General features: G+C 62.0%; 17 protein-coding genes. 7 read left to right on the top strand and 10 right to left on the bottom strand.

The genetic code is table 11. The annotated features are described in order from the left end of the window. Positions 1-17: 17 nt before the first annotated feature. Positions 18-1,481 (bottom strand): phospholipase D-like domain-containing protein, encoded by a 1,464-nt coding sequence (locus AC1DZP_RS27415; protein WP_477306713.1) that lies wholly within the window; start codon positions 1,479-1,481, stop codon positions 18-20. 256 nt (positions 1,482-1,737) lie between these two features. Next, positions 1,738-2,649: an alpha/beta fold hydrolase gene (locus tag AC1DZP_RS27420; protein ID WP_477306715.1), complete on the bottom strand. Its 912-nt coding sequence runs from the start codon at positions 2,647-2,649 to the stop codon at positions 1,738-1,740. Between the two features lie 124 nt (positions 2,650-2,773). On the opposite strand from AC1DZP_RS27420, the gene AC1DZP_RS27425 reads away from it, so the two are divergent. Beyond that, positions 2,774-3,697 carry a LysR family transcriptional regulator gene (locus AC1DZP_RS27425; protein WP_477306749.1) on the top strand — a complete coding sequence of 308 codons (924 nt, stop codon included), beginning with the start codon at positions 2,774-2,776 and terminating at the stop codon, positions 3,695-3,697. Positions 3,698-3,722: 25 nt separating this feature from the next. Here the strand turns inward: AC1DZP_RS27425 and AC1DZP_RS27430 are convergent, their stop codons facing one another. The 7 genes from AC1DZP_RS27430 to AC1DZP_RS27460 form a co-directional block, all read right to left on the bottom strand. Further along, on the bottom strand, positions 3,723-4,535 hold the full coding sequence (locus tag AC1DZP_RS27430; RefSeq protein WP_477306717.1) for a 3-methyl-2-oxobutanoate hydroxymethyltransferase: 813 nt from the start codon (positions 4,533-4,535) through the stop codon (positions 3,723-3,725). Positions 4,536-4,544: 9 nt separating this feature from the next. After that, positions 4,545-5,327 (bottom strand): TIM barrel protein, encoded by a 783-nt coding sequence (locus AC1DZP_RS27435; protein WP_477306719.1) that lies wholly within the window; start codon positions 5,325-5,327, stop codon positions 4,545-4,547. Position 5,328: 1 nt separating this feature from the next. Then, positions 5,329-5,640, bottom strand: a complete 312-nt coding sequence (locus AC1DZP_RS27440) for a MocE family 2Fe-2S type ferredoxin (RefSeq protein WP_477306721.1) — start codon at positions 5,638-5,640, stop codon at positions 5,329-5,331. Between the two features lie 114 nt (positions 5,641-5,754). Next, entirely contained in the window at positions 5,755-6,579 is an 825-nt protein-coding gene (locus tag AC1DZP_RS27445; protein WP_477306723.1) for an ATP-binding cassette domain-containing protein, read from the bottom strand. Further along, entirely contained in the window at positions 6,576-7,526 is a 951-nt protein-coding gene (locus AC1DZP_RS27450) for an ABC transporter permease (protein ID WP_477306751.1), read from the bottom strand. The genes AC1DZP_RS27445 and AC1DZP_RS27450 overlap by 4 nt, the downstream gene beginning before the upstream one ends. 228 nt (positions 7,527-7,754) lie before the next feature. After that, the gene (locus AC1DZP_RS27455) at positions 7,755-8,735 is read right to left on the bottom strand and encodes a sugar ABC transporter substrate-binding protein (RefSeq protein ID WP_477228079.1); all 981 of its coding nucleotides are present in this window, start codon (positions 8,733-8,735) and stop codon (positions 7,755-7,757) included. A 100-nt stretch (positions 8,736-8,835) separates the two neighbouring features. Next, on the bottom strand, positions 8,836-9,843 hold the full coding sequence (locus AC1DZP_RS27460) for a sterol desaturase family protein (protein WP_477306725.1): 1,008 nt from the start codon (positions 9,841-9,843) through the stop codon (positions 8,836-8,838). A 274-nt stretch (positions 9,844-10,117) separates the two neighbouring features. Here AC1DZP_RS27460 and AC1DZP_RS27465 point away from each other — a divergent pair, with 274 nt between their 5' ends. The 5 genes from AC1DZP_RS27465 to AC1DZP_RS27485 all read left to right on the top strand — a co-directional run bounded on the left by AC1DZP_RS27465 (position 10,118) and on the right by AC1DZP_RS27485 (position 17,097). Next, positions 10,118-11,155, top strand: a complete 1,038-nt coding sequence (locus AC1DZP_RS27465) for a LacI family DNA-binding transcriptional regulator (protein ID WP_477306727.1) — start codon at positions 10,118-10,120, stop codon at positions 11,153-11,155. 359 nt (positions 11,156-11,514) lie between these two features. Next, complete coding sequence (locus tag AC1DZP_RS27470; RefSeq protein WP_477306729.1) at positions 11,515-12,963, top strand: TolC family protein; 1,449 nt, start codon at positions 11,515-11,517, stop codon at positions 12,961-12,963. A gap of 39 nt (positions 12,964-13,002) precedes the next feature. Next, positions 13,003-15,135 carry a type I secretion system permease/ATPase gene (locus tag AC1DZP_RS27475; protein WP_477306730.1) on the top strand — a complete coding sequence of 711 codons (2,133 nt, stop codon included), beginning with the start codon at positions 13,003-13,005 and terminating at the stop codon, positions 15,133-15,135. Between the two features lie 41 nt (positions 15,136-15,176). Further along, positions 15,177-16,466 (top strand): HlyD family type I secretion periplasmic adaptor subunit, encoded by a 1,290-nt coding sequence (locus tag AC1DZP_RS27480; RefSeq protein WP_477228084.1) that lies wholly within the window; start codon positions 15,177-15,179, stop codon positions 16,464-16,466. Beyond that, positions 16,456-17,097, top strand: a complete 642-nt coding sequence (locus tag AC1DZP_RS27485) for a ribbon-helix-helix domain-containing protein (RefSeq protein ID WP_477306732.1) — start codon at positions 16,456-16,458, stop codon at positions 17,095-17,097. The genes AC1DZP_RS27480 and AC1DZP_RS27485 overlap by 11 nt, the downstream gene beginning before the upstream one ends. Before the next feature lie 105 nt (positions 17,098-17,202). On the opposite strand, the gene AC1DZP_RS27490 is transcribed toward AC1DZP_RS27485, so the two are convergent. Next, entirely contained in the window at positions 17,203-18,147 is a 945-nt protein-coding gene (locus AC1DZP_RS27490) for a transglutaminase-like cysteine peptidase (protein ID WP_477306734.1), read from the bottom strand. A 362-nt stretch (positions 18,148-18,509) separates the two neighbouring features. On the opposite strand from AC1DZP_RS27490, the gene AC1DZP_RS27495 reads away from it, so the two are divergent. Beyond that, on the top strand, positions 18,510-22,008 hold a 3,499-nt coding region (locus AC1DZP_RS27495), incomplete at its 3' end, for a DUF5801 repeats-in-toxin domain-containing protein (protein ID WP_477306736.1).

A 22,008-nucleotide genomic window follows, 5' to 3' on the forward strand; every position in this document is an offset into this window, starting at 1 on the left:
ACACGCGCCAACCTTGGCTAGAGATAGGGCGAACCGAGCCACAATACCCGGTCGAACAGCCTGATTAGGAAAGGTCGGGCCCGCAAGGCGTCGAGGGTCACCGGCACTGCGGTGGCGAGCGCCGATCCGATCCGTGCCCCGATCTCGCTGGCAAAGCCGGCGTCGAGGACCTCGAGGTCGATCTCGAAATTCAGCCGCAGCGACCGGGCGTCAAGGTTGGAAGAGCCGACATACGCCCACACGCCGTCGATCGAAAGCAGCTTCGAATGGTCGAACGGTCCCTTCGTGCGCCAGATGCGGCAATAGTTCTTCAGCAGCTGATCGAACTGCGCCGTCATAGCGCGGTCGACAAGGAAAAGGTTGTTGACCGCCGGCACCACGATGTCGATTTCGACGCCGCGCCTTGCAGCTGTGGCCAAGGCGCTGATCAGTTCACGGTCCGGCAGGAAATAGGGCGACATCAGGCGGATCGATTTGCGAGCGACGGAGAACGCGCCGATCAGCAGCTTGTGGTTGGTCTCGATGCTGGCGTCCGGGCCGGACGCGACCGCCCGCACCAGCATGGGCAGGCCGGGCGCAGGCGACAGCGGCCCAATTCGCCAGGCATCGCCCTTCAACGGTTCGTCGGTCGCGAAGCGCCAATCCTCGGCGGCGACCGAGAAGAGATCGGCGACGACCGGACCAGTGACCCGGAAATGCGTGTCCCTGGCGCAGTTGGAACCTGCGAACTCGGCCGAGAAGCCCTTGCGGATGTTCATGCCACCGGTGAAGGCGACCTTACCGTCGATGATCAGGATCTTCCTATGGGTCCTGAGATTGGCGTAGGGCAGGCGCAGGCCCATGACGATGTTGCCGTTGAAGACATCGGCGGTGATGTCGGCGCTGCGCAGATGCCCCAGGATGCTCGGCACGGAATAGCGGGCGCCGACGGCATCGATCAGTACGCGGACCGTGACGCCGCGCCGGACGGCGCCGGCGAGCGCCTCGACGAAGAGCATGCCGACGGCATCATTGTCGAAAATATAGGTCTCGAGCAGGATGCTGCGCTCGGCGCCGTCAATCGCCGCGCACATGGCGGCATAGGCTTCGTCGCCTGTCTCCAGCACATCGATTGCGTTTCCAGGGTGGAGCGCGCGCCGCGCCACCCTGTCGCCCAGTGTCCGCAGACCGGTGAACCGCTGCCCGTATAGCTCGACGATCAGGGCCTCTTCGGCGGCAACGTCGCGCTCATGCTTGGCGGACACCGCGCCGCCGGTAAGTGGGCGCTGCGCGCTGATCGAGGCGCGACGGATGCGGTTGATACCGGCGACGGCATAGATCAGCACGCCTATGATAGGCGACAGCACCATCACGCCGACCCAGCCGGTGGCTGCGCGGACATCTTCCTTGGTCATGACGACGTGGATGATGCCGACTGTCGCCATCACCACCGAGATGATCGCAAGGATTTGGGGCCAGTGAGTCGCCAGAGTCTCGAACATTGCTGGGACTATCCAGCGAGCGGTTGCAGAAGGCAATGCGGCCCCGGCGTGCGGGGCGAATCCACGGATCGGCGTTACCGGGTAAGTGTCTGCAACCGTTGCGAGTGGCGCAGCCGAGGCATTATCTGAATTATCTCGGTACGGAGCAGCAGGCTGGCACCTCCATCTGCTTTTACCGGCTTCGGAATCTTTCTGTCAGTCAGCGATACGATTGAGGATCAAACCAAGGAACTCGCCGGGCGAAGACTTGTGCGCCTCACTTCCGGTCGAGAAAAGTCCTCACGGCTGCGATCGTGGCCTCCGGCTGCTCTTCCATCAGCCAATGTCCCGAATGGGGGACCACAACTTCGGTCACGTCCGTCGCGGCATTGCGCATGACGACCGCCTCGGTTGCTCCAAAGGATTTTTCGCCGCCGATTGCCAGCACTGGCATGGTGAGTTTCGTCATCATGGATACCTTGTTGTCTTCGACGTCCTGCCGGATAGAGCGGAACTGCGCGAAGGCCGAGCGCATCGCTCCCGGAAGGGCGTAGAACTTCGTATAGTGTTCACGCGTTGCTTCGTTGATCTTGGACGGATCGCCTGCGAATTCGTTCCAGAAACGATCAAGGTAGATGCGTTCACGTCCCGCCACCAGCCGCTCTGCATCCGGCCCGCCAAAGTCGAAATGCCACAGCGCCGGGCTGCGCACGACCTCATCCCAGGGCGGAATGCCGGGAACCGGCGCGTCCATCACCACCAGCTTTTCAGTCTTGTCCGGATAACGTGCCGCATAGGCGTAGGCGACCATCGTGCCAATATCGTGCCCGACAATGATGGCATGGTCGATATCAAGCGCGGTCAGAATTGCGCGGATGTCGGCCGCCTGTGTCCGTTTGTCGTAGCCATCGACTGGATGGGACGACAGACCCATACCCCGCAGATCCGGAATGACGATGCGGTGATCGCGGGACAGTTCAGTGGCCAGCGGCCCCCACATATCACCGGTGTCACCGAAACCATGTATCAAAACCACCGGGGAGCCCTGTCCGCCCACACGGACATGCAGCGTCACGTCACCCGGCTTGATATCCTGCGTCTGGAAGCCAGGGGGCAACGATTGAACCTGCGCTGCGGCAGGCAATGAAATCACAAGCATGCCAAACAGGCCAAGCAGGAACCTGAACATCTCTTAATCTCCGCCAATTGGTCCCAGTCTCGTGACCATCATCTGTACCTGCTTGAGTATGGCGCAGGACTTTCGTTCTGGTTAGCCATATAATTCGGGAACTCGATTTCGGAAAATGCGGACAATCATGAAGCTTGAAGGCATCGGCACGTTCGTCACCGTCGCGGAAGCCGGTTCGATCAGCGAAGCTGCCCGGCGTCAACGATTGTCCAAATCGGTGGTGAGCGAGCGTTTGGCCGAGCTCGAAAGAAGCCTGGGCACGACATTGCTGCATCGTACGACGCGCAGACTTACCCTGACGGAGGATGGGATAGCTTTCCTCGCACGAGCGCGCCGCATCGTCAGGGAAGTGGAGGACGCCGGCGCCGACATGGCGGAACGACGCGGCGAACTGGTCGGGCCGCTGCGTATCTCCGCGCCGGTCACATTTGGACGCATGCATCTCGGGCCGGCGCTTTACCCTTTCCTGGCGCGCCATCCAGGGATCGAACTGACGCTCGATCTCGACGACCGGCGCGCCGATGCCGCTGCAGATGGTTACGATGCGGTTGTGCGACACGGTGCGATCCAGGATTCGCGGCTGATAGCATGGCGCCTCGCGGCGAGCCGACGCGTTCTCGTCGCGTCGCCGGAGTATATCGCCCGGAACGGTGCGCCTACGTCAATGGCTGACCTGGCCAGCCATCGGGGCATTTTCTACACCCATCGCGGCGTCGCCGATTGGCGCTTTCCCAGCCCCGACGGCGCTGCGATTGTCCGGGGTCGGATCGGGTTGCTCGTCAACAATGGTGACGTCATGCGTGAGGCTGCGATCGCGGGTCTAGGAATAGCCTTGCTGCCGACATTCATTGCCGGAGGAGCGATCAGAACCGGTGAACTCAAGGTCGTCGATATCGGCGTCGAGGCCGAAGGCGAATTCATCTATATCGCGTATCCTGAAGGGCCGCCGCCATCGGCCAAGCTCAAGGCGTTCGCGGAATGCCTGATCACGGCTATCGGTGATCCGCCCTACTGGGATGTGCCTGATAGCCGCCCGACGGACAAATGATTATCCGCTCCATCTAGGCAAATCACTAAAGACCCAGGGCAATCTTGAAAGCAGAAAGCTCGTCGTCGGTGACGGGGACCACGTGCTGCGGCTCGGGGTAGGCGCCCGTCTGCACGTCGGATATGAACTCGCGATAGGCGGCGATGCGCTCGCGCTGCAGCCGCTCATATTCGGCGGCGAAGTTGCGGTAGGTCTTGGCGTGGCGCGGTCTGTGGCCGGCGGTGTGGCCGAGCACGTCCTCGCTGAAAAGATACTGCGCGTCGGCATGCGGCCCGGCGCCCATGCCAAGCATGATCAGGGGCGTATTCCTCGTGATCAGTTCGGCAACCTGGTCGGGCACCACCTCCAGCTCGGCGCCGAAGCAGCCTATGGCCTCCAGGCGCTTGACGTGATCCCACACCGCACGCGCACTCTCGGCCGTCCTGCCGACGGCCTTGAAGCCGCCGGTCCAGGTGCATTGCGAGGGGATCAGGCCGACATGGGCGACGACCGGCACGGCGTTGTCGCAGAGCGCCTTCTGGATATCGAGCGAGGCGGCGCAGTAGAAGCAGTCGCCGCCGATGCGCATGAACTGGTAGGCGGTTTTCAGATAGTCCTCCGAGGTGACCAGATTGCCGGCAGGACCGTAGGGCAGTCCGACCTGCACGAAGCATCGGCCGGCCGCCTCGCGCATCTCGGGCGAGAAGAAGCGGCCCTCGATCGAAAGCATGTCTATGCCGGCCGCATCAGCTGCCGCCGCCTCTTCGAGAGAGGTGACGTAGAGCATGGAAATCTTTTGTCCACGGCCCTTCATGGCGCGGATGTCGGCGACGGTGGGACGGCTGTTCTTGGTGACCATTCTTGTTCCTCAGATGGTGAAAGCGTCGCGGAAGGCGTGCAGTGCCGCTTCGGGATCACCGGAGGCAAACGCTTCCATGCCCACCGGCCCGCGGTAGCCCATGTCCTTCAGCGCGCGGGCGATGCCGCGATAGTTGATCTCGCCCGTGCCGGGCTCCATTCGTCCCGGCACGTCGGCCACCTGGACCTCGCCGATCCATGGCAGGCAAGCGCGGCACAGCTCGATCAGGTTCCCTTCACCGATCTGTGCATGGTAGAGGTCGAGGTTGAGGCGCAGGCCCGGCCGGTTGACGCTCGACACCAGCGCAAGCGTGTCTTCGGCGCGTGCAAACGGCACGCCGGGATGGTCGACCGGAAGGTTCAAATTCTCCAGCGTGAATGTCACGCTTTCAGCCTCGGCAAGGTCGGCAATCCGGTTCAGCGTGTCGCGTGCCTTGAGCCACATGGCGCCGGTGACGGTCTCGCAGGGCGTGACCGGCAGGCCGCCTTCGCCCAGCCCGGTGCCGTGCAGGTTGAGCCGGGCGACGCCGAGGCGTTTGCCGACCGCCGCGGTCTCTTTTGCCGTCTTCAGCAGTTCCGCGGCGCCCTCGTCATCGGAGAGACGGCCGCGCAGATAGCCGTTCATGATCGAGAAGGTCGCGCCGGATTTCTCGAGCATTGCGAGGTCGTGATCGGGCCAGTTCCAGAGGCCGACCTGGAAGCCCATTTCGGTCAGGCGACGCACGCGCCATTCCATCGGCCGGTCGCGCCAGAGCATCTCGGCGCAGGCCGCAAGGGTGAAGGTATCGGACATGTCAGACCTCGATGTACACGCGGCCGTCCTCGACCTTGGTGCTGTAGATTTTAAGGTTCACGCAGACCGGTGCGCGCAGCGCTTCGCCGGTCCGGTAATCGAACACGCCATTATGCTTGGGGCATTCGATCCTGTATTCCATAACCAGCCCGTCGCTCAGATGCACCTTCTCATGCGTGCACAGCCCGTCGGTGCAGAAGAAAGCATCGTCAGGGCTGCGGTAGATGGCGAATGTCCGGCCCTCGTGATCGAAGCGGATAACGTCCTCTTCCTCGATATCATCGGCCGCACACGCATCAATCCACTTTGCCATTGTCGCCCTGCAGTCTGTTCTTGGGGTGGTCGAAAAGACAGCCGGCGGAACCACGCGTTCCGCCGGCCGCACAGGAAGATGCCCGGGAGGAGGAGATGGGCGTCTTCACTGAGTTCATGCATGGCTTGCGCCATGCGGCGCATGCCTGTCGTCAGCCGCCGAGAAGCTCTCGATCTCGGCTTCGAGTTCAGCCATCTGCTCGCCGCCTGCCATCAGGTCGGTGATCGCTTCACGGCTTTTTTCGCCCTTGCGGAAGTCGGCGGCCTTGGCGCCCCTGATGAGGACGGCGAAGTGGTCGCCGACGGTCAGGGCATGAACGACATTGTGGGTGATGAAGATGACCGCGATGCCCTTGCGGCGTGCCTGCAGGACGATGCGCAGGACATGCGCCGCCTCCTTGACGCCAAGAGCCGCAGTCGGCTCGTCGAGGATCAGCACGCTGGCGCCGAAATGGACGGCGCGCGCGATCGCCAGCGCCTGGCGCTCACCACCGGACAGTCCACCGACCAGGCGATCGCCGTCGTCGATGCGGGTGATGCCGAGCTGGCGCATCTCGGTGACGGCGATCTCGTTGGCCCGCTTGCGGTCGTAGATGGTGAGCGGTCCCCAGCGCCGTGTCGGCTCGGCGCCGACGAAGAAGGAACGGCCGATGCTCATCAGCGGGAACGTCCCGCCGAATTGGTGCACCGTCGCGATGCCGTGGTCGCTGGCGTCGCGCGGGCTGTCGAAGGCGACAGCCTTGCCGTCCATGTCCATCGTGCCCGATGTCGGTTTGTGGACGCCGGAGAGGATCTTGATCAGCGTCGACTTGCCGGCGCCATTGTCGCCGAGCAGGCACAGCACCTCGCCTCTGTTGACCTCCAGCGAAATGTCGTGAAGCACGTCGATCGGACCGAACGACTTGTTGATCCCGGTCAGCCTGAGCAGGGGCGTGGTCATGAGCGGACCCTCGATTTGGTACGCGGCGCGTAGGTCAGCGCCATGGTGCGGAAGGTGTTATTCATCAGCACGGCCGCCAGCAGCAGGACGCCGATGATTAGGCTTGCCCAATTGGCGTCGAAGCCGGTGTAGAAAATGCCCTGGTTGACGATGGAGAAGGTCAGCGTGCCAAGCACGATGCCGACCACCGAACCATAGCCGCCGGTGAGCAGCACGCCGCCGATGACCACCGCGATGATCGAGTTGAAGATGAAGGACTGCCCCGCAGCCACCTGGGCGCTGTTGTAGAGGATCGCCTGCGACATGCCGACGAAGGCCGCGCACAGGCCGCTGCTCATGAACAGCGCGATGGTGACCCGGTCCGTCGGGATGCCGGCATTGCGGGCGCTGACCGCGTCACCGCCCATGGCCAGGATCCAGTTGCCGAAGCGCGAGAAGTTCAGGACGAACCCGACGACCAGGACGATGGCGATCCACCAGAACAGGGTCACCTGGAACTTGCCGCCGAGATAGTCGCCGAACACGAGCTTGGCGATCGGTCCGCTCTTCAGCGCAACACTGGTGCTGCCGGACAGGATGATCGAGAGACCGAGCGTCAGGCCGGCCAGCGCGAACAGCGTTGCCAGTGTGACGACGAAGGACGGCACTTTGGTGTGGATTACCAGGAGCCCGTTGATGAAGCCGACGATGAGGCCAAGGGCGAGGGCCGCGAGGATGCCGACGATGATCGGCAGGCCGTAGTGGCCCGAGATGATGGCGATGGTCATCGAGCTGGCGGGGATCATCGAGCCGACAGAGAGATCGAGATGTCCGGCGATCATCAATAGCCCCACCGGGAGGGCGATGATCCCGAGTTCCGAGGCGACGTTGAGCCAGCTCGCGGCACCGCCGGCCGACATGAAGTTGGCGCCGCCGAAGATCGAGAAGAACACCAGCACGGCGATCATGCCGATCAGCGAGCCGACCTCCGGACGCCGGACGAGCCTGCCGATCGAGGGTATCGAGGAATGCGGGGTGGGTAGCGCAGTCGCTACCACGGCGGGTTGGTCATGGGCTTGGGATGTCATCGAAGTGGTCCCTGGCTTGAACAATGGGGGTGCCTGGCGCGGCCCTCGGAGGGGCGCCGGCCGGCGATGTCCGGCCCACGGCGGGGCCGGACACTCGGTTTGCGCGAATTAGCGGGCGCCCGCCGCCGCACCACCCATCGTCGCGCCGACGTTGGCGGCATCGACGATCCCCGGTCCGGTCAGCACCGGCTTCGTCGGCAGGTCGAGCCCGTAGTTGACGAAGCCGTTGAGCAGCGACACCGCGAGATAGCCCTGCAGATAAGGCTGCTGGTCGATCGAGAACATCTGCGTGCCGTCCTTGATGCGCTGCAGGCCGGTTTCGTCCATGTCGAAGGAAGCGAGCTTGACCTTGTCGCCAAGATTGGCCTGGCTGATGGCGTTGGCCGCACTGTTGGCGTCGCCGGCGCTGATGGTGATGAGGCCGTCGAGGGTGTTGTCTTTCAGCACGGCGGCCTTGATCGCCTCGGCGACCGCGGTCGGGTTGCCGAAGCTGGATGAAGGCAGCGGCAGCTGGATGGATTTGCCGCCGCTCTTGGCGATGGCGTCGGCGATGCCCTTGCAGCGGTCTTCGGTGTTGGTGGAGCCCGGCAAGGTGTTGACGCACAGCACATTCTTGGCGCCATGGCTGCCGAAATAGGCGCCGCCGCCGACACCGGCCACGTATTCCTCGTTGCCGACATAGTTCATGGCGCCGAGCCGCTTGGCTGCGTCCATGCCGCCGGAATTGTAGATAATGAGCGGCACGCCGGCGGCAACGACTTCCTTGAAGGCGTCATCCATGGCCTCGGGCACCCAGTCGGGACCGACGATGGCGCTCGGCTTCTGGCTGAGCGCGGTGCGGATCAGCTTGGCGGCGTCCGGGCCAAGATTGTCGTAGTTCTGCGGGCCGAGCCAAGTCACCGAGCCGCCGGTCAGTTCGGCGACCTTTCCGGCGTCGTCCGCACCTTTCTTGACCTTCGACCAGAACGGGTCGTCCGCCTTGCCGCCGATGACGAAGATCTTCGCCCCATCAGCCATTGCGGCTGTGGCACCTGTCGCCACCAAGGCTGCCGTCATCGCCGCAGTCAAAAGCTTCGTGATATGGTTCATTTCATTTCCTCCCGGTTGCCGTCATCAGACGGATTGGAAAACTTGGTCCCGACGCTCCCCTCCCGGCGCGTCGCGTGATCAATGCTTCGCCCGGCGTCGCTTACGCCCTGGCATTCATGCGCTGCTTCTTTTTCTGGAACCGGGCGTCCATCATGGCGTCGCCCTCTCTGGTGCCGTCATGCAAGGTGCCGAACCATCTATCGAGCGGGATCAGCCCGTCGCCGCCGTAGTTCACCTCGAAATATTTATGGTGCAGGTAATGCGCGTAGGCGTGGCTCGATACGGCTGTGTCCTGCGTGAGTTCCAGCTTTTCGAAGCCGAGATGGCCGTTGACGGCACCAAAGCTGGCGACGTGCAGCTGGAACAGTGCGACGATGGGGTTGGACGGGATCAGCAGATGCCAGAAGGCGACCGCGTGATAGAGGAACCCTTCCACCGGGTGCATCGACAGCGACGACCAGGGCGACGGGTTGATCGAATTGTGGTGGACGGAGTGGATCCAGCGATAGAGCGGACCCCAGTGGATCAGGCGGTGGATGAAGAAGAAATGCACCTCGTGAATGGCCGGTGCGACCAGCACCAGCGCGGCGAGGTAGACGGGGTGGTCCTGCCAGCCGACCCACGGCACGTAGCCCTTGGCAAAGCACCACAGGAAGATGACTTCGACCACCGTCCATAGCGGGATGGTGATGAAGAACGAGCGCAGGAAGTTGTCGAGGTTCTGGCTCTGGAACCAGAACACGTCGGAGGGCGCATCGGCGGGGAATTTGTGGTTGTATTTGAAGCGCGTCGCTTGCGTGCGCCTGACGTAATAGCGCAGCTCGAAAATGCCGTAGAAGACGAGGATCGCCGAGGCGTTGACGGCGTAGAGCCAGAGCGCCCAACCCCAGCTGAGCGTCTTCATCGTTTCGACGCCGGGAACGACATAGAACCAGTAGAGGAGGGCGGTGGCCATGTGGAAGGCATTCCACGGCCAGATATACCCGGGCAGCCACGCCAGGATCTTCGGCAGCCTCGGTGGCCAGTTCCACAACGGCACGGCCTCGATGCGCCCGTTCGGCTTCCAGTCGCCGCGCTTGTCGCGCACGCCGTATTTGAGATCGTCCATCCCGGATCCTCCACCCGCAGTGCCTGGGATGGCTCGCACGCGCACGCTGCCTCACACCGCCGTCGGGCGGAGGGTCAGAACCTTGTCTGCGCTGTGCTGCTTCTATCCCTGGGCTGGCGGTGCTTGCGCCTTCTTTGCTTCTTCCCGAGATAAACATCTTGATCCAAAATGAATCAAGAATAGAATGTTTATTCCAAATTAATTGTATCATTCGTCTCAGGACTGCCCGACGAATGATATCATCGTATCAATTGCTATAGGCTGATGACACGAAATGGATCAGAACAAGCGGCCGACCATCAAGGATGTTGCCGCCGAGGCCAATGTTTCGGTAGCCACCGTCAATAGGGTGCTGAGCGGCTCGGGCGCCGTGCGCCAGGGCACGCGCGAGCGCGTCATGCTGGCGGCGGAGCAGATCGGTTTCTACGGCATGGGCGCGCTGCGCAGCCGTATAGCGGCCGCCCGGCCGCGCTACCGGTTGGGTTTCCTGCTGCACCAGCCCGGCCGAGCCTTCTACCGCAACATGGCCGAGGCACTGCGCCTTGCGGCCCAAACGATGCCCGACTGCGAAATAGAGTTGCGTACTGAGTTTCTCGACGATCTGTCGCCGCAGAACGTCGCCTCGCGGATGCTGGCACTGGGCGCCGAATGCGACGCCGTCGGCGTCGTCGCCGCGGTCCATCCTCTGGTCACCCAGGCGGTGGACGCGCTGCAGGCCCGCAACGTGCCGGTTTTTGCGCTAATCTCGCAGATCTCGGCGACCGGCCATATCAACTATATCGGCCTGGACAACTGGAAGGTCGGGCGCACCGCGGCCTGGGTGTTCGAGCATGTTTGCCGGGCGCCCGGCAGACTGGGCATCCTGGTCGGCAACCATCGCTACCGCTGCCAGGAGATGAACGAGAGCGGCTTCCGTTCCTATTTCCGCGAACATGCTCCTGGCTTCACGCTGCTGGAGCCGCTGCTGACCTTCGAATCCAGCGCCATCGCCCAGGAAATGACCGAAAAGCTGCTGAACGAACATCCGGATCTGTCTGGCCTCTATGTCGCCGGCGGCGGCATCACCGGCGCCATGGCGGCGCTGCGCTCCACCGGTCGGGCCGGCAGCGTCGTGGTCGTCGGCTATGAACTGATGGACACGACCCGCGCCGCACTTCTCGACGGCACGCTGACCTTCGTCATTTCGCACCCGCTGGCCCGCATCGCCCAAGAAGCGCTGGCCGGCATGGTCCGCGCCGTCTCGGCCCCGAACGAAGGCGGCAACTTCACGACGATCCTGCCCTTCGAGATCTACACCCGCGAGAACATCTAGTTCACGGCGCCGTCGCAATCCTTGATCCCCCGAAAAGATTGCCGCAACAGCGATCTGCCTTCGGTTTGGTCGCAAATAGCGGCTATCCCTGCTTGATTCTCCCTGCCTTGGTTAACCACCTTCCGTTTTTGGTCCTTTTCCCAACTGACAGCGTCAGGATACGATCGCAGGGGGTCTATGCTTATGTGCCATTTTTGCTACATCTAACAATCTTGTCGCCTGAATCATCGATTTAGCAGGAGCTAATTCAATAATTCCTCACACATTTCGTGAAACTGTGGATAGTTCTCGGAGGCAGGCCTTGGCTTGGCGTAGCGCTCTCGAATAAGGGTGCTGGGGGAAACTTTAGGGTGGGTTATATGAATAAGACAAGCATCTCGGCCGTCGGCAAGCGCCTTGGTCTTTTGATGGCGGCTACAATGCTGACTTGCGCGAGTGCTCATGCGCTCACGCTCAAGGAGGCGATGGCTGTCGCGGTGGAATCCAATCCCGAGATTGGACAGGCAATTGAAAACCGCGAAGCAATCGAGTTCGAGTTGCGACAGGCCAAGGGCCTTTATCTTCCCAGTGTCGATGTCGAGGCATCGGCTGGAGTTCGTCGCCTCGACAATACGTCCCGGCGCGCACTGTCGATAGAGGACGATTCGCTCTATCCGGCGGAAGCGGATCTGGTGGTCACACAGAAGCTGTTTGACAGCGGCGCGCGGCGGGCGGAATTGAACCGCCAGGCATCGCGGGTCGACGGAGCGTCCTTTCGGGTCCTGGAACGCTCGGAATTCATCGGGCTGTCGGTCGTCCAAGACTACCTTGAATACATGCTGCAGGCTTCGATCGTCGCCGAAGCCAAGAAGAACCTCGGTTTCCATCAGGCGATACTCGGCGACATCCGGCAAGGCATCTCGGGCGGGGCGCTGAACGAGGCCGACCGGCAGCAGGCCGAAGAGCGTCTGTTCGCAGCCCAGGCACGCATGCAGGAGGCGAGCGAAGAACTGGAGGCCTCCAGGATCCGGTTCTTCAAGACCGTCGGCAAACCGCTGGTCAATGCTTCGCGGCCCGGTGATGTCGCCGCCGCACTGCCGAGGTCACTTGACGATGCGCTGGGCCTGGCACGACAGAACAATCCACGCGTTCACATGGCCACCAGCGATATCGCCGCTGCTGCTTCCATGGTGGATGCGGCCCGGGCGAAATACGGCCCCGAAGTTTTGGCCGAAGGCCGTGCCAGGGGAGGGTATGATATTGACGGCGACAATGGCGACGCCAGTGACCTGCAGGCGCGTCTGGTGCTGCGTTGGAACCTGTATCGAGGCGGCATAGACAAGGCCAATGAACAGGAGCAGATCCGCCGTGCCAGCGAACAGCGGCTTGCCTATCACCAGGTCTTGCGTGAGATTGAGGAGGCTGTCCGCACATCATGGGATCGCCGTTTCCGGCAAGCCGACCTGGCAAAGACGCTCAGGCTGCAAGCCGCTTCCAGTGAAAAGCTGGTTTCGTCCTACCGCGAGCAATTCAAGGTAGGGCAACGGTCGCTGCTCGACGTGCTCGATGCGCAGAATACCCGGTTCAACACGGCAACGCTGGCGGACACAGCATCCTATGCATCGCTGTTCGCCCAATACCGACTTCTGGCCGCGACAGGTCAATTGCTGAAAACGATGGGTCTTCAGCCGGCAATGCAAGCGACGGCCTATGCACGATCCGAGTTCAACGCACCAGAAACCGCGGACACTGAAACCTATGCGCGGACGCCATCGGAGCAGAAAAACGACCTGCCTTTCGATATCCTTGCGCCGGTGAGGAAGAAGTAGGACGGTGCAGGGTCCAGCGAGGGTCCTTACGGGCATATCGTGAACCAGCAACCCAACATCCTCTCCCCCAAGGAGGCATTCAAAGCCTGCTTTTCAGCGGTCGCCGGCTATCTTGGCAGGCCGAGCGCCGAGACAGTGCTGTTTGCCGGGGTGCCGATTTCAGAGACGCGAATTGAGGTAGAGGATATTCGGCACCTTGCCGAGCGCATCGGCCTCGAGGTCAAGGACGTCAGTCATCGCGATTTCCTGCGCGGGCGCGTCGATCTGCCCGCCATTCTGTTTCGCGCCAGCCAGCTGCCTGTCGCCCTGCTCGCGGAGATTGAAGCGGGCGAATACCTGACTGYGCCCCAAGAAGACGGCCGCACCACGATCAGCAGATCCGAGCTGGCTGCCAGCTATATCAGCGGCGGCGCGTCCTTCTCGATCACCTATGCCAATGCCACCGAGGCGATGAAGGTCGGCTCGGCACAGAAGATCGAAAGGCGCCATTGGCTGACGGGGACGATGGGCGCCTTCTGGCGCACCTATTCGAAAGTCGTCCTTGCAGCGATATTCATCAATGTTCTGGCCATCGCCTCACCCATCTTCACAATGAACGTCTACGACAGGATCCTGCCGAACAAGGCAATATCCACACTGTGGGTTCTGGCCATCGGCATCGGTGCCGTCATCCTGTTCGATCTGCTTCTGAAGACGGCCAGGGCTTCCCTCATCGACTATGCCGGGCGCAAGGCGGATCTTCGGATATCGTATCTTCTGTTCGAAAAAGTGCTGAACTCGTCACTGTCGGCGCGTCCCGACTCGACCGGTGAATACGCAAACCGGGTCACGCAATATGAGTTCGTCAGAGAGTTCTTCACCTCGAACACCATCAGCGTGTTCATCGACACCGCATTCGTCTTCGTCTTTCTTCTCGTCATCTATGCGATAGGCGGCTGGCTGGTGATCATACCGGCGCTGGCCTTTGTGATGTCCGTCATCGTCGGCTTGATTACCCAGCGCCGCATCGGCAAGCGCGTCGCTGCCTCGATGAACGAAGCTTCGCAACGCCAGGCCTTGCTGGTCGAATCCATCTCGACGCTGGAGACGATCAAGTCGCTGCGCGCCGAGGCGTATCTGCTGCGAAAATGGGGTGAGCACTCCAAGAACGCCGCCAACACGTCCGAGAAGATCAAGCAACTGTCGGCGGCCGCAGGCAACATAACCCAGTCGATACAACAGCTGGTGACAGTCGCCCTGGTGGTGGCCGGCGCTTACGCCTTCTCGGAAGGGCATGTTTCGACAGGAGCAATCATAGGAACGGTCATGCTGGCGAGCAGGGCGGTGGCTCCGCTCGGCCAGATCGCCATCACGCTGTCCCGGTTTCGCCAGGCCATGCTCTCGTTGAGGATGGTGAACTCCATCATGGAGCAACCGGAGGACCGGCCGGACACGGTGGGTTTCGTCAATCGGCCCATTCGCAACGGGGCGATGGCGTTCAGGAATGTCGGGTTTGTCTATCCCGGCGCGGAAAACGAGGTTTTGACCGGTCTGAATTTCACGGTGAAGCCGGGAGAACGCATCGGCATCATCGGTCGCATAGGATCGGGAAAGACGACGATGGGTCGTCTGGTCGGCAGGCTGTTCCTGCCTACCTCGGGTGAGCTGCTGCTGGATGGGATCGATATTCGCCAGTATCACCCGTCAGAAGTTCGGGCCGCTGTCGGTATCGTTGCACAGGCTGGCGATCTGTTCTCGGGGACCATCAAGGAAAATCTCCTGATGGCTTGCCCGGAGGCTACCGATGAGCAGATCATCGACGCGGCAAAGGCGGCTGGCGTCGACGATTTCGTTTCACGCCATCCGCGTGGCTACGACATGAATGTCGGCGAGCGTGGCACCAATCTTTCAGGCGGCCAGAGGCAGACAGTGGCGATCGCACGCCTGCTGCTGACGAAGCCGAAAATCGTCTTTCTGGATGAACCATCGGGCTCGATGGATCTTGCATCGGAACGCCAGTTGATAAAGCAGCTCAAGGTCGCCTTTGACCGCGACACCACGCTGATCGTGTCCACACATCGCTTCAGCATGCTTGAACTGGCCGACCGCCTGATCGTTATCGAGCAGGGCAAGATCGTTGCTGACGGACCGAAGGACCAGATTATACAGGCGTTGCAGAAAACAAGCGCCTGATCGAACAAATTGAATGCATCCAATGCGTTGGGGCGTAGGAAATGCTTGCCAGGGAAGATCGGCCGCCGCTCTTTGCGTCGGCGTCCATATTCATCATAGGAGCGCTTTTCGTTGTATTTGTCGCCTGGGCAGCCTTTGCCGAAGTCGATGAGATCGCGCGGGGAGACGGCAAGGTGATACCCGCGTCCAAGACCCAGATCATTCAGGCGAGCGAAGCCGGTGTCGTCCAGGAAATCGCAGTGACGATTGGCCAGGTCGTCAAGAAGAATGATCTCATCATTCGCCTCGACAACACGCTCAACACCTCCAGCCTTGGTGAGCAGCAGGCCAAGGCGCGAGCCCTGCAGGCGCGCATTGCGCGGCTCCAGTTCGAGCAGAGCGGCAATCTCGAAGGCGCATTTCCCTGTCCGCCCGAGATCCAGAAGGCAGCGCCGGAAATCTGCGAAAACGAGCAGAAGCTGCTCGTCGCGCGCCGCGAAAACTTCGAAGTCAAGCTGTCGGTTCTCAAGTCGCGCCTCGATCAGCGCCAGAATGAATTGGACGAAGCCACCGCCAATCTCGATCGCCTCACCAAGAACCTGGCCGTTAGCGACCAGGAAAAGGAGCTGGTCGATTCCATGGTCAAGAAGGGGCTGATGGCGAGGACCGAGCAGATCCGCGTCGAGCGTGAGCATACCGAACTGCAAGGGCAGTTGAACCTCGCCGGTGAAACCATCAAGAAAACCAAGGGGGCTATCACGGAAGCCCAGCTTCAGGTCGACGAGCTAGGTCTGCAGTTGCAGCAGGAAGCCCTGAGCGACCTGACGGAGGCGCTGGCCGATCTCTCGGTGGTGGATGAGACCATACGTGGCGCCACCGACAAGGTCGCGCGCACGGATATCCGGTCTCCGGTGGATGGGATTGTCAACACGCTGGAGCTGAACACGGTCGGCGCCTTCGTCCAGCCTGGCGCGGTCGTGGCCGGCATCGTCCCGACCTCCGAGACCCTTCTGGTCGAGGCGCGGGTTTCACCGCGAGATGTTGCCTTCATCCGGCCGGACCAGGACGCACTCATCAAGGTCACCGCCTACGATTTCTCGATCTTCGGGGGCATCGAGGGTAAGGTCTCCAACATCACAGCCGACAGCCTGGTCGACCAGAAGACAGGCGAACCCTATTACCAAGTGCGCGTGTCGACGGACAAATCGACACTCGAGCGAGACGGCAAGGCCTATTCGATTATCCCGGGCATGATCTGTTCCGTCGACATCAAGACCGGGCGCAAGACGATCCTGAATTACCTCTTGAAGCCGATCAACAAGGCACGTCAGGAGGCGATGAGTGAGCGGTAGCGCCAGCTCTCCTCTTCCCGATCACGAGCGGCTGCTGCCTCCTGTCACGGCTGAGGATTTTGGGCTGGAATTTCGGGTTGTGGCACGCGGCGGCGTACGACGCGGCATCCGTTTGGAACGGGCTTTCTGGGTCACGCTGAAGCAGATGGCCGAAAGCAGGAAGTGCACGATCGGGATGCTCATCGATGAGATCGCCGAAAGTCAGGCACAGACAGGTAACCTGACATCTGCGATCAGGGTGGCCTGCATGCGTGGATTGGGGGAGGAAAACCTGACCTTGCGAAGGCTTGCGTCGATCAACACCATCAACGCCATAGTGGTCGCCTGCCCGTCGCCAGCCTTTGCCTTGGCATCGTCGAAGAAGATCCTGACGTTCAACGCGCCGTTCCAGCAACTGGTCAAGCGTCAATTGCCGATAGCTCCAAACGACGATGCGCGCCATGACCTCAAGCTGGCGCTGGACCTCAATGTAGCCGACATTTTCGCGCGGCTCGACGCCAATGGCCAAGCGCCGGTGGCTACCGGCTTTGTCATCGGCGCCGGTGAACGTCGATACCGGGGTCAATTGAATGTTGTGCGAGCCCCGGTGGTCGAGCCGGAATTGCTGATGGCGTTCGTCTTCGGCGGCTGAGGCGCGTCACGTTCACCCGGATTCAGCCGATGCGCTCACGCTCTGGTTTTCATGCAAATCATTGTCCCAAAATCACTTTTGGCGACATGTGATCTTACCGAAAATCTATGGCTGAACGCCTTCGCCGGGCGCAACGGTCGCGAAGCCGCCTTTGATCTCAGCCATCTGGGCTGCGCCCGGTTTCGAGCCGTGGATCCAGGCCCGGTCCGTGCTGAACGAATAGAGCGGAACGTAGTCGGGAAGATCGCTGTCGCGCACGACGATGTTGCTGAGGCTGTCGAGAATGAAAGTGCCGCTGCCAGTGCTCACCGACAGTACCGCGTGAAAGAAGCCTCGCTTGCGGTCCTGGAGAACAACGAGCGCCATGCTTTGCGTTGGAATGCCGGCCCTCAGCAGAGCCGTCATCTTGAGGATGGCAAAATCCTCGCAGTCGCCGGCTCGCCGTTCGAGAATTTCCGATGGCTTTGCCCAATAGTCGAGTTTGCCATAGACGACGCTGTCTTTCCTGTAGGCAATCAGGTGATTTACGCTGCTGTTGACGAAGGATAGTTTCTCGCTGAACCCCTTGCCCTGGGCAGCGGAGACCATGCTGGCAAAAGCCGCACTCTTGCGCTCGCAGGCGCTGCCTGCCGAGCAGCTGGTGATTGCCTGGTAGACGGGTGCCCAACGAGCCGAGACGGGGAAATTGCGCATCGACAAGGCGACCGATCCGAATACGCCGGGAATAATCGATGCCGTTTGCACCGGATCTATCCCGGCATCAGCTCGCGCCGTCGACGAACCATCCTCGCGATCAGCAAATGCCGGGCCGTAGCTGCCGAAAACCATGCTGATCCGGTAAGGCGCCAAAGGCTGCCAGGGCTGCGGCCTCGCCAGCGAAACACCGCCGAGGCAGGGTGGCGTCAGGACCCTTTCCAGAGGCGTGCCAGTAGCGGCAGCCTCCCCGGAAACGGCACTTGCGAATGAAGGTCCTGCCAGACCGACAAGGCCGATTGTCAGCAGGAGCACCTTGAGCCCGGTTTTTCCCAGGACTGATTTTTCTTTTTTCATAGCGCCCACCTTTGACTGTGGACGCTACCAATCTTGTCTCAAATTATTGGCAAGAAAGGTGGATAACTTTACGGCAAATGGCTTTGTCTATTTTATCTAAAATTTTATTCGATTTTATACTCCTATTTACCAAGAGGCGGCGTCCAATCTCGGCAGAGCGAGTGCGCAGAAGTCAGCATATATCAGGATATATGTTCGAGGTTTACCAACGTGTAAAAAAAACCGAGACAAGCATATCGGAATATATGAAATAGATTGCGGGGCAGTTGCAAAGCAGAAGTGGCCAATGTCTCTTGCCGGGAAATGTCGGAGGGGTTTCAGCAATGATCACCAATAATGAGTTGGACAGTTCTTCGGGTTCCTTGAACGAACATTCCGCGTCCAGCGAACACAATGGTCAGGCATCGCCGGGAGAAATCCTGGTCGCACAAGCAACTTCGACCCAGCAGCCCGCGCCGACAGCGGCCGAACCGGTGCCGGTCGATGTTGGTGGCGGAGCACCTGTCAAGCCGGAAGCGCCGGCGACGGCGAACGCACCCGCAGCGGCGGCACCCCATGAATATGTGGCCGACGCCAGCAACATCGTGAAACTTCCGTCCAACGTTTCCATCGACAACATCAAGGTCGACGGCCACAACCTTGTGCTCGAACAGGCCGACGGCTCGGTGATCGTGATCAAGGACGGCGCCTTGAACGTGCCGACCTTCGTCATTGGCGACGTCGAGGTGCCGCGCGTTGCGTTGCTGGCCGCGCTCGAGGCAAGCCATGTCGACGTTGCCTTCGGCGCCGACGGTTCCATGTCGGCCGGCACGGGCGGTTCGCCACCCAGTGCAGGCGGGAATTTCGAAATCCCCCCCGGCGGCATCGGTGACGGGTTCGGCCTTTCGGCCTTGTTGCCCCCGACAGACTTGCAGTTCGGGTTGCTGGACCGGCGCGAGCTGACGATTGGCGTTGCGGAAAAGGAAGACTCCACCCCCTCGATCGATCTCATAGGCTCGGCAACAGTCAACGAGGCCGGTCTGCCGGCGCGTGGCGGCGAGCCCGCCGGCTCGGACGCGTCCGCGTCGTCGGAGACGACCTCGGGCAACATCGGCTTCACCTCGCCTGACGGCGTGTCGGTGGTCTCGCTCGACGGCCATGTGCTGAGCGGTGTGGCTCAGACCTTCACCGATGGGACCGGCTCGCTGACGGCGAGCTATGTCTTCGATGCGGCGACCGGTATCGGCACCATCCACTACACCTACACGCTTCTCGACAACACCGCCGGCAACGCCACCAATGTGAGCTTCCCGGTCGCGGTGACGGATGCAAATGGCAATCCGGCCCCGGGCGGCAATCTGGTCATCAACATCATCGATGACGCACCGACGGCAGTTGCCGACACCGACGCGGTGGCGGCGGGTTCGCACGCGCCTATAGGCGGCAATGTGATAAGCGGCGCCGGCAGCGACGGCAATGCGGCAGGCGCCGACACCAAGGGCGCCGATGACGCGAAGGTTGCGGGCGTTGCCGCCGGCACGACCAATGCCGATCTGGACAGCGGGGTCACACTGAACACGCCGATCCATGGCGCCTATGGCACGCTGACGCTGCAGGCGGACGGCTCCTACACTTATGTGCGCGATGCCGGCACGCCTGGCGGCGTCCACGACGTGTTCACCTATACGATCAAGGATGGCGACGGAGACCTTTCGCACACGACGTTGACGATCTCGATCGGCAATTCGACACCGACGATCGGCGACCTGACGCCGGCGGCCGGTGGCGGCGACGTCGTCGTCAACGAAAATGACCTGCTGGCCAACCGTGGATCCGGTGAGTCGGACGGCTCCGACACTGCCAAGGAAAGCACCACACAAGGCGGCACCTTCGCCATTTCGTCGCCCGACGGCATCGCCTCGCTGGCGATCGACGGCCACAATTTCATCACCAATGGCGTGTTCACGGCGGGCTCGTTCACGACGGCGCTGGGCAACACGCTGACGGTGACGGCCTACGACGCCGCGACCGGTCAGGTGAGCTACACCTACACGCTCCTCGACAATGAGGCGCATCCCGCCGTCCAGGGCACCAACAGCCTGTTCGAGAATTTCACCGTCACGCTCACCGACCAGGACGCGCAGAGCGTCAACGGCACGCTGTCGGTCAACATCGTCGACGATGTGCCGACGGCCACGACCGAGGCTTCGCAGAATGTTCTGGAAGGCGCGACCATCACCGGCACGCTGGACTTCGTCGCCGACGCCGACGGCGCCACGGTGACGCATATTGGCGCCACCGCCCTGGTCTTCGGCGGCGACGGCTACTCGCAGGCGATCGACATCGGTGACGGCTTTATCAAGGTCAAGGCCGACGGCAGCTATTCATTCACGGCCAACAGTCCGGTCATTGGGGCCGGTGCGGCCTCGGCGACCTATACCGTGACGGACGGCGATGGCGACAAGGCGACGGCCGGCATCAGCTTTGCGGTGACCGACGCCAACCATCCGACGACCGGCACGGCGGCGGCCACGGTCGATGATGACGGGCTTGCCGGCGGCAATGCGGCAAGCACGGCGGGCGACATCGACGCCAATGCCGGCGAGGTTCCGCTCAGCGCCAGCGAAGCAACCTACAACGGCACGCTGGGCGGCAGCGTCGGCGGCGACGGCGCCGGTTCCAACGGCTTCTCGTTCGCGACGCTGGACGGCACCAGCGGGACGGTCGGCCAGGAGAACGTCACCTACAGCTGGAACGCCGCCAGCGACACGCTGACGGCGACGGGTCCACGCGGCGACCTGTTCACGGTGCATGTGACCGATCCGGCCACCGGCGCCTACACGGTGACGCTGCTCGACAACGTGCTTCAGGCACAGGGTCCTAACGACGAGAACAATGCGACGGTCAACCTCGGCTATGTGATCACCGACGCCGATGGCTCGACGGCACCGGGCACGCTGACCATAACGTTCAACGATGATGCTCCGACGGTCGCGCTGGCCGATGTGAAGCTGCCGTCGCTGAGCGTCGACGAGACGGATCTGACGACCAACGACACGCAGAGCTTCGCCAGCGCCTTCACGTCCAACTATGGCGCCGATGGCGCCGGCACGATCACCTACGCGCTGGGCTTCAATGCCGGGGCGACCGGGCTGGTCGACACGGCGAGCGGCCAGGCGGTGGTGCTGAGCCTCGAGGCTGGCCAGGTGGTCGGCCGTGCGGGCGTCGGCGGCGTGATCGTGTTCACGGTCAGCACCGATGCGTCTGGCAATGTGACGCTCGACCAGCAGCGGGCGGTCGTCCATCCGACGACGGATCCGAACGAGCCGGTCAGCTTGAACGCCGACAATCTGGTGACGCTGACGGCGACGGTGACGGATGCGGATGGCGATCATCAGTCGGCGACGCTGAATATCGGTAACAACCTGACCTTCCTGGATGACGGCCCGTCGATCACGAGCGCGGTAGTCGGCAGCTCGGTGACGCTTGACGAGACCAACAACGGTGCGACGACGGACGGGGTGCTGACCCCGGCGCTGATGACGGCCACGAGTGCTGCGGCGATCGTGACGGTGACGTCGAACTATGGCGCCGACGGCGCCGGGACGACCACCTATGCCTTGTCGGTGACGCAGGCGAACTCCGGGCTGGCAACGGCACAGGGCGAYCATGCGATCACGCTGGTGCAGGTCGGCAACACGATCGAGGGCCAGTACAACGACGGTGCGACGCACACGGCGTTCACGGTGTCGATCGGCTCGGACGGCAAGCTGACGGTGGTGCAGAACGTCGCGCTGGAGCACCTGGTCGATGGTTCGACGGCGGCGGCCTACAACGATGCGCTGACGCTGGCCGGCAAGATCGGCGTGACGGCGACGGTGA

It is taken from the genome of Mesorhizobium sp. P2_F8 (assembly GCF_056403655.1).

Bases quoted from the DNA above. Each gene is read 5' to 3' on its own strand.
- AC1DZP_RS27415 (WP_477306713.1), bottom strand. From the start codon at position 1,481: ATGTTCGAGACTCTGGCGACTCACTGGCCCCAAATCCTTGCGATCATC.
- AC1DZP_RS27420 (WP_477306715.1), bottom strand. From the start codon at position 2,649: ATGTTCAGGTTCCTGCTTGGCCTGTTTGGCATGCTTGTGATTTCATTG.
- AC1DZP_RS27430 (WP_477306717.1), bottom strand. From the start codon at position 4,535: ATGGTCACCAAGAACAGCCGTCCCACCGTCGCCGACATCCGCGCCATG.
- AC1DZP_RS27435 (WP_477306719.1), bottom strand. From the start codon at position 5,327: ATGTCCGATACCTTCACCCTTGCGGCCTGCGCCGAGATGCTCTGGCGC.
- AC1DZP_RS27440 (WP_477306721.1), bottom strand. From the start codon at position 5,640: ATGGCAAAGTGGATTGATGCGTGTGCGGCCGATGATATCGAGGAAGAG.
- AC1DZP_RS27445 (WP_477306723.1), bottom strand. From the start codon at position 6,579: ATGACCACGCCCCTGCTCAGGCTGACCGGGATCAACAAGTCGTTCGGT.
- AC1DZP_RS27450 (WP_477306751.1), bottom strand. From the start codon at position 7,526: ATGATCGCCGTGCTGGTGTTCTTCTCGATCTTCGGCGGCGCCAACTTC.
- AC1DZP_RS27455 (WP_477228079.1), bottom strand. From the start codon at position 8,735: ATGAACCATATCACGAAGCTTTTGACTGCGGCGATGACGGCAGCCTTG.
- AC1DZP_RS27460 (WP_477306725.1), bottom strand. From the start codon at position 9,843: ATGGACGATCTCAAATACGGCGTGCGCGACAAGCGCGGCGACTGGAAG.
- AC1DZP_RS27465 (WP_477306727.1), top strand. From the start codon at position 10,118: ATGGATCAGAACAAGCGGCCGACCATCAAGGATGTTGCCGCCGAGGCC.
- AC1DZP_RS27470 (WP_477306729.1), top strand. From the start codon at position 11,515: ATGAATAAGACAAGCATCTCGGCCGTCGGCAAGCGCCTTGGTCTTTTG.
- AC1DZP_RS27480 (WP_477228084.1), top strand. From the start codon at position 15,177: ATGCTTGCCAGGGAAGATCGGCCGCCGCTCTTTGCGTCGGCGTCCATA.
- AC1DZP_RS27490 (WP_477306734.1), bottom strand. From the start codon at position 18,147: ATGAAAAAAGAAAAATCAGTCCTGGGAAAAACCGGGCTCAAGGTGCTC.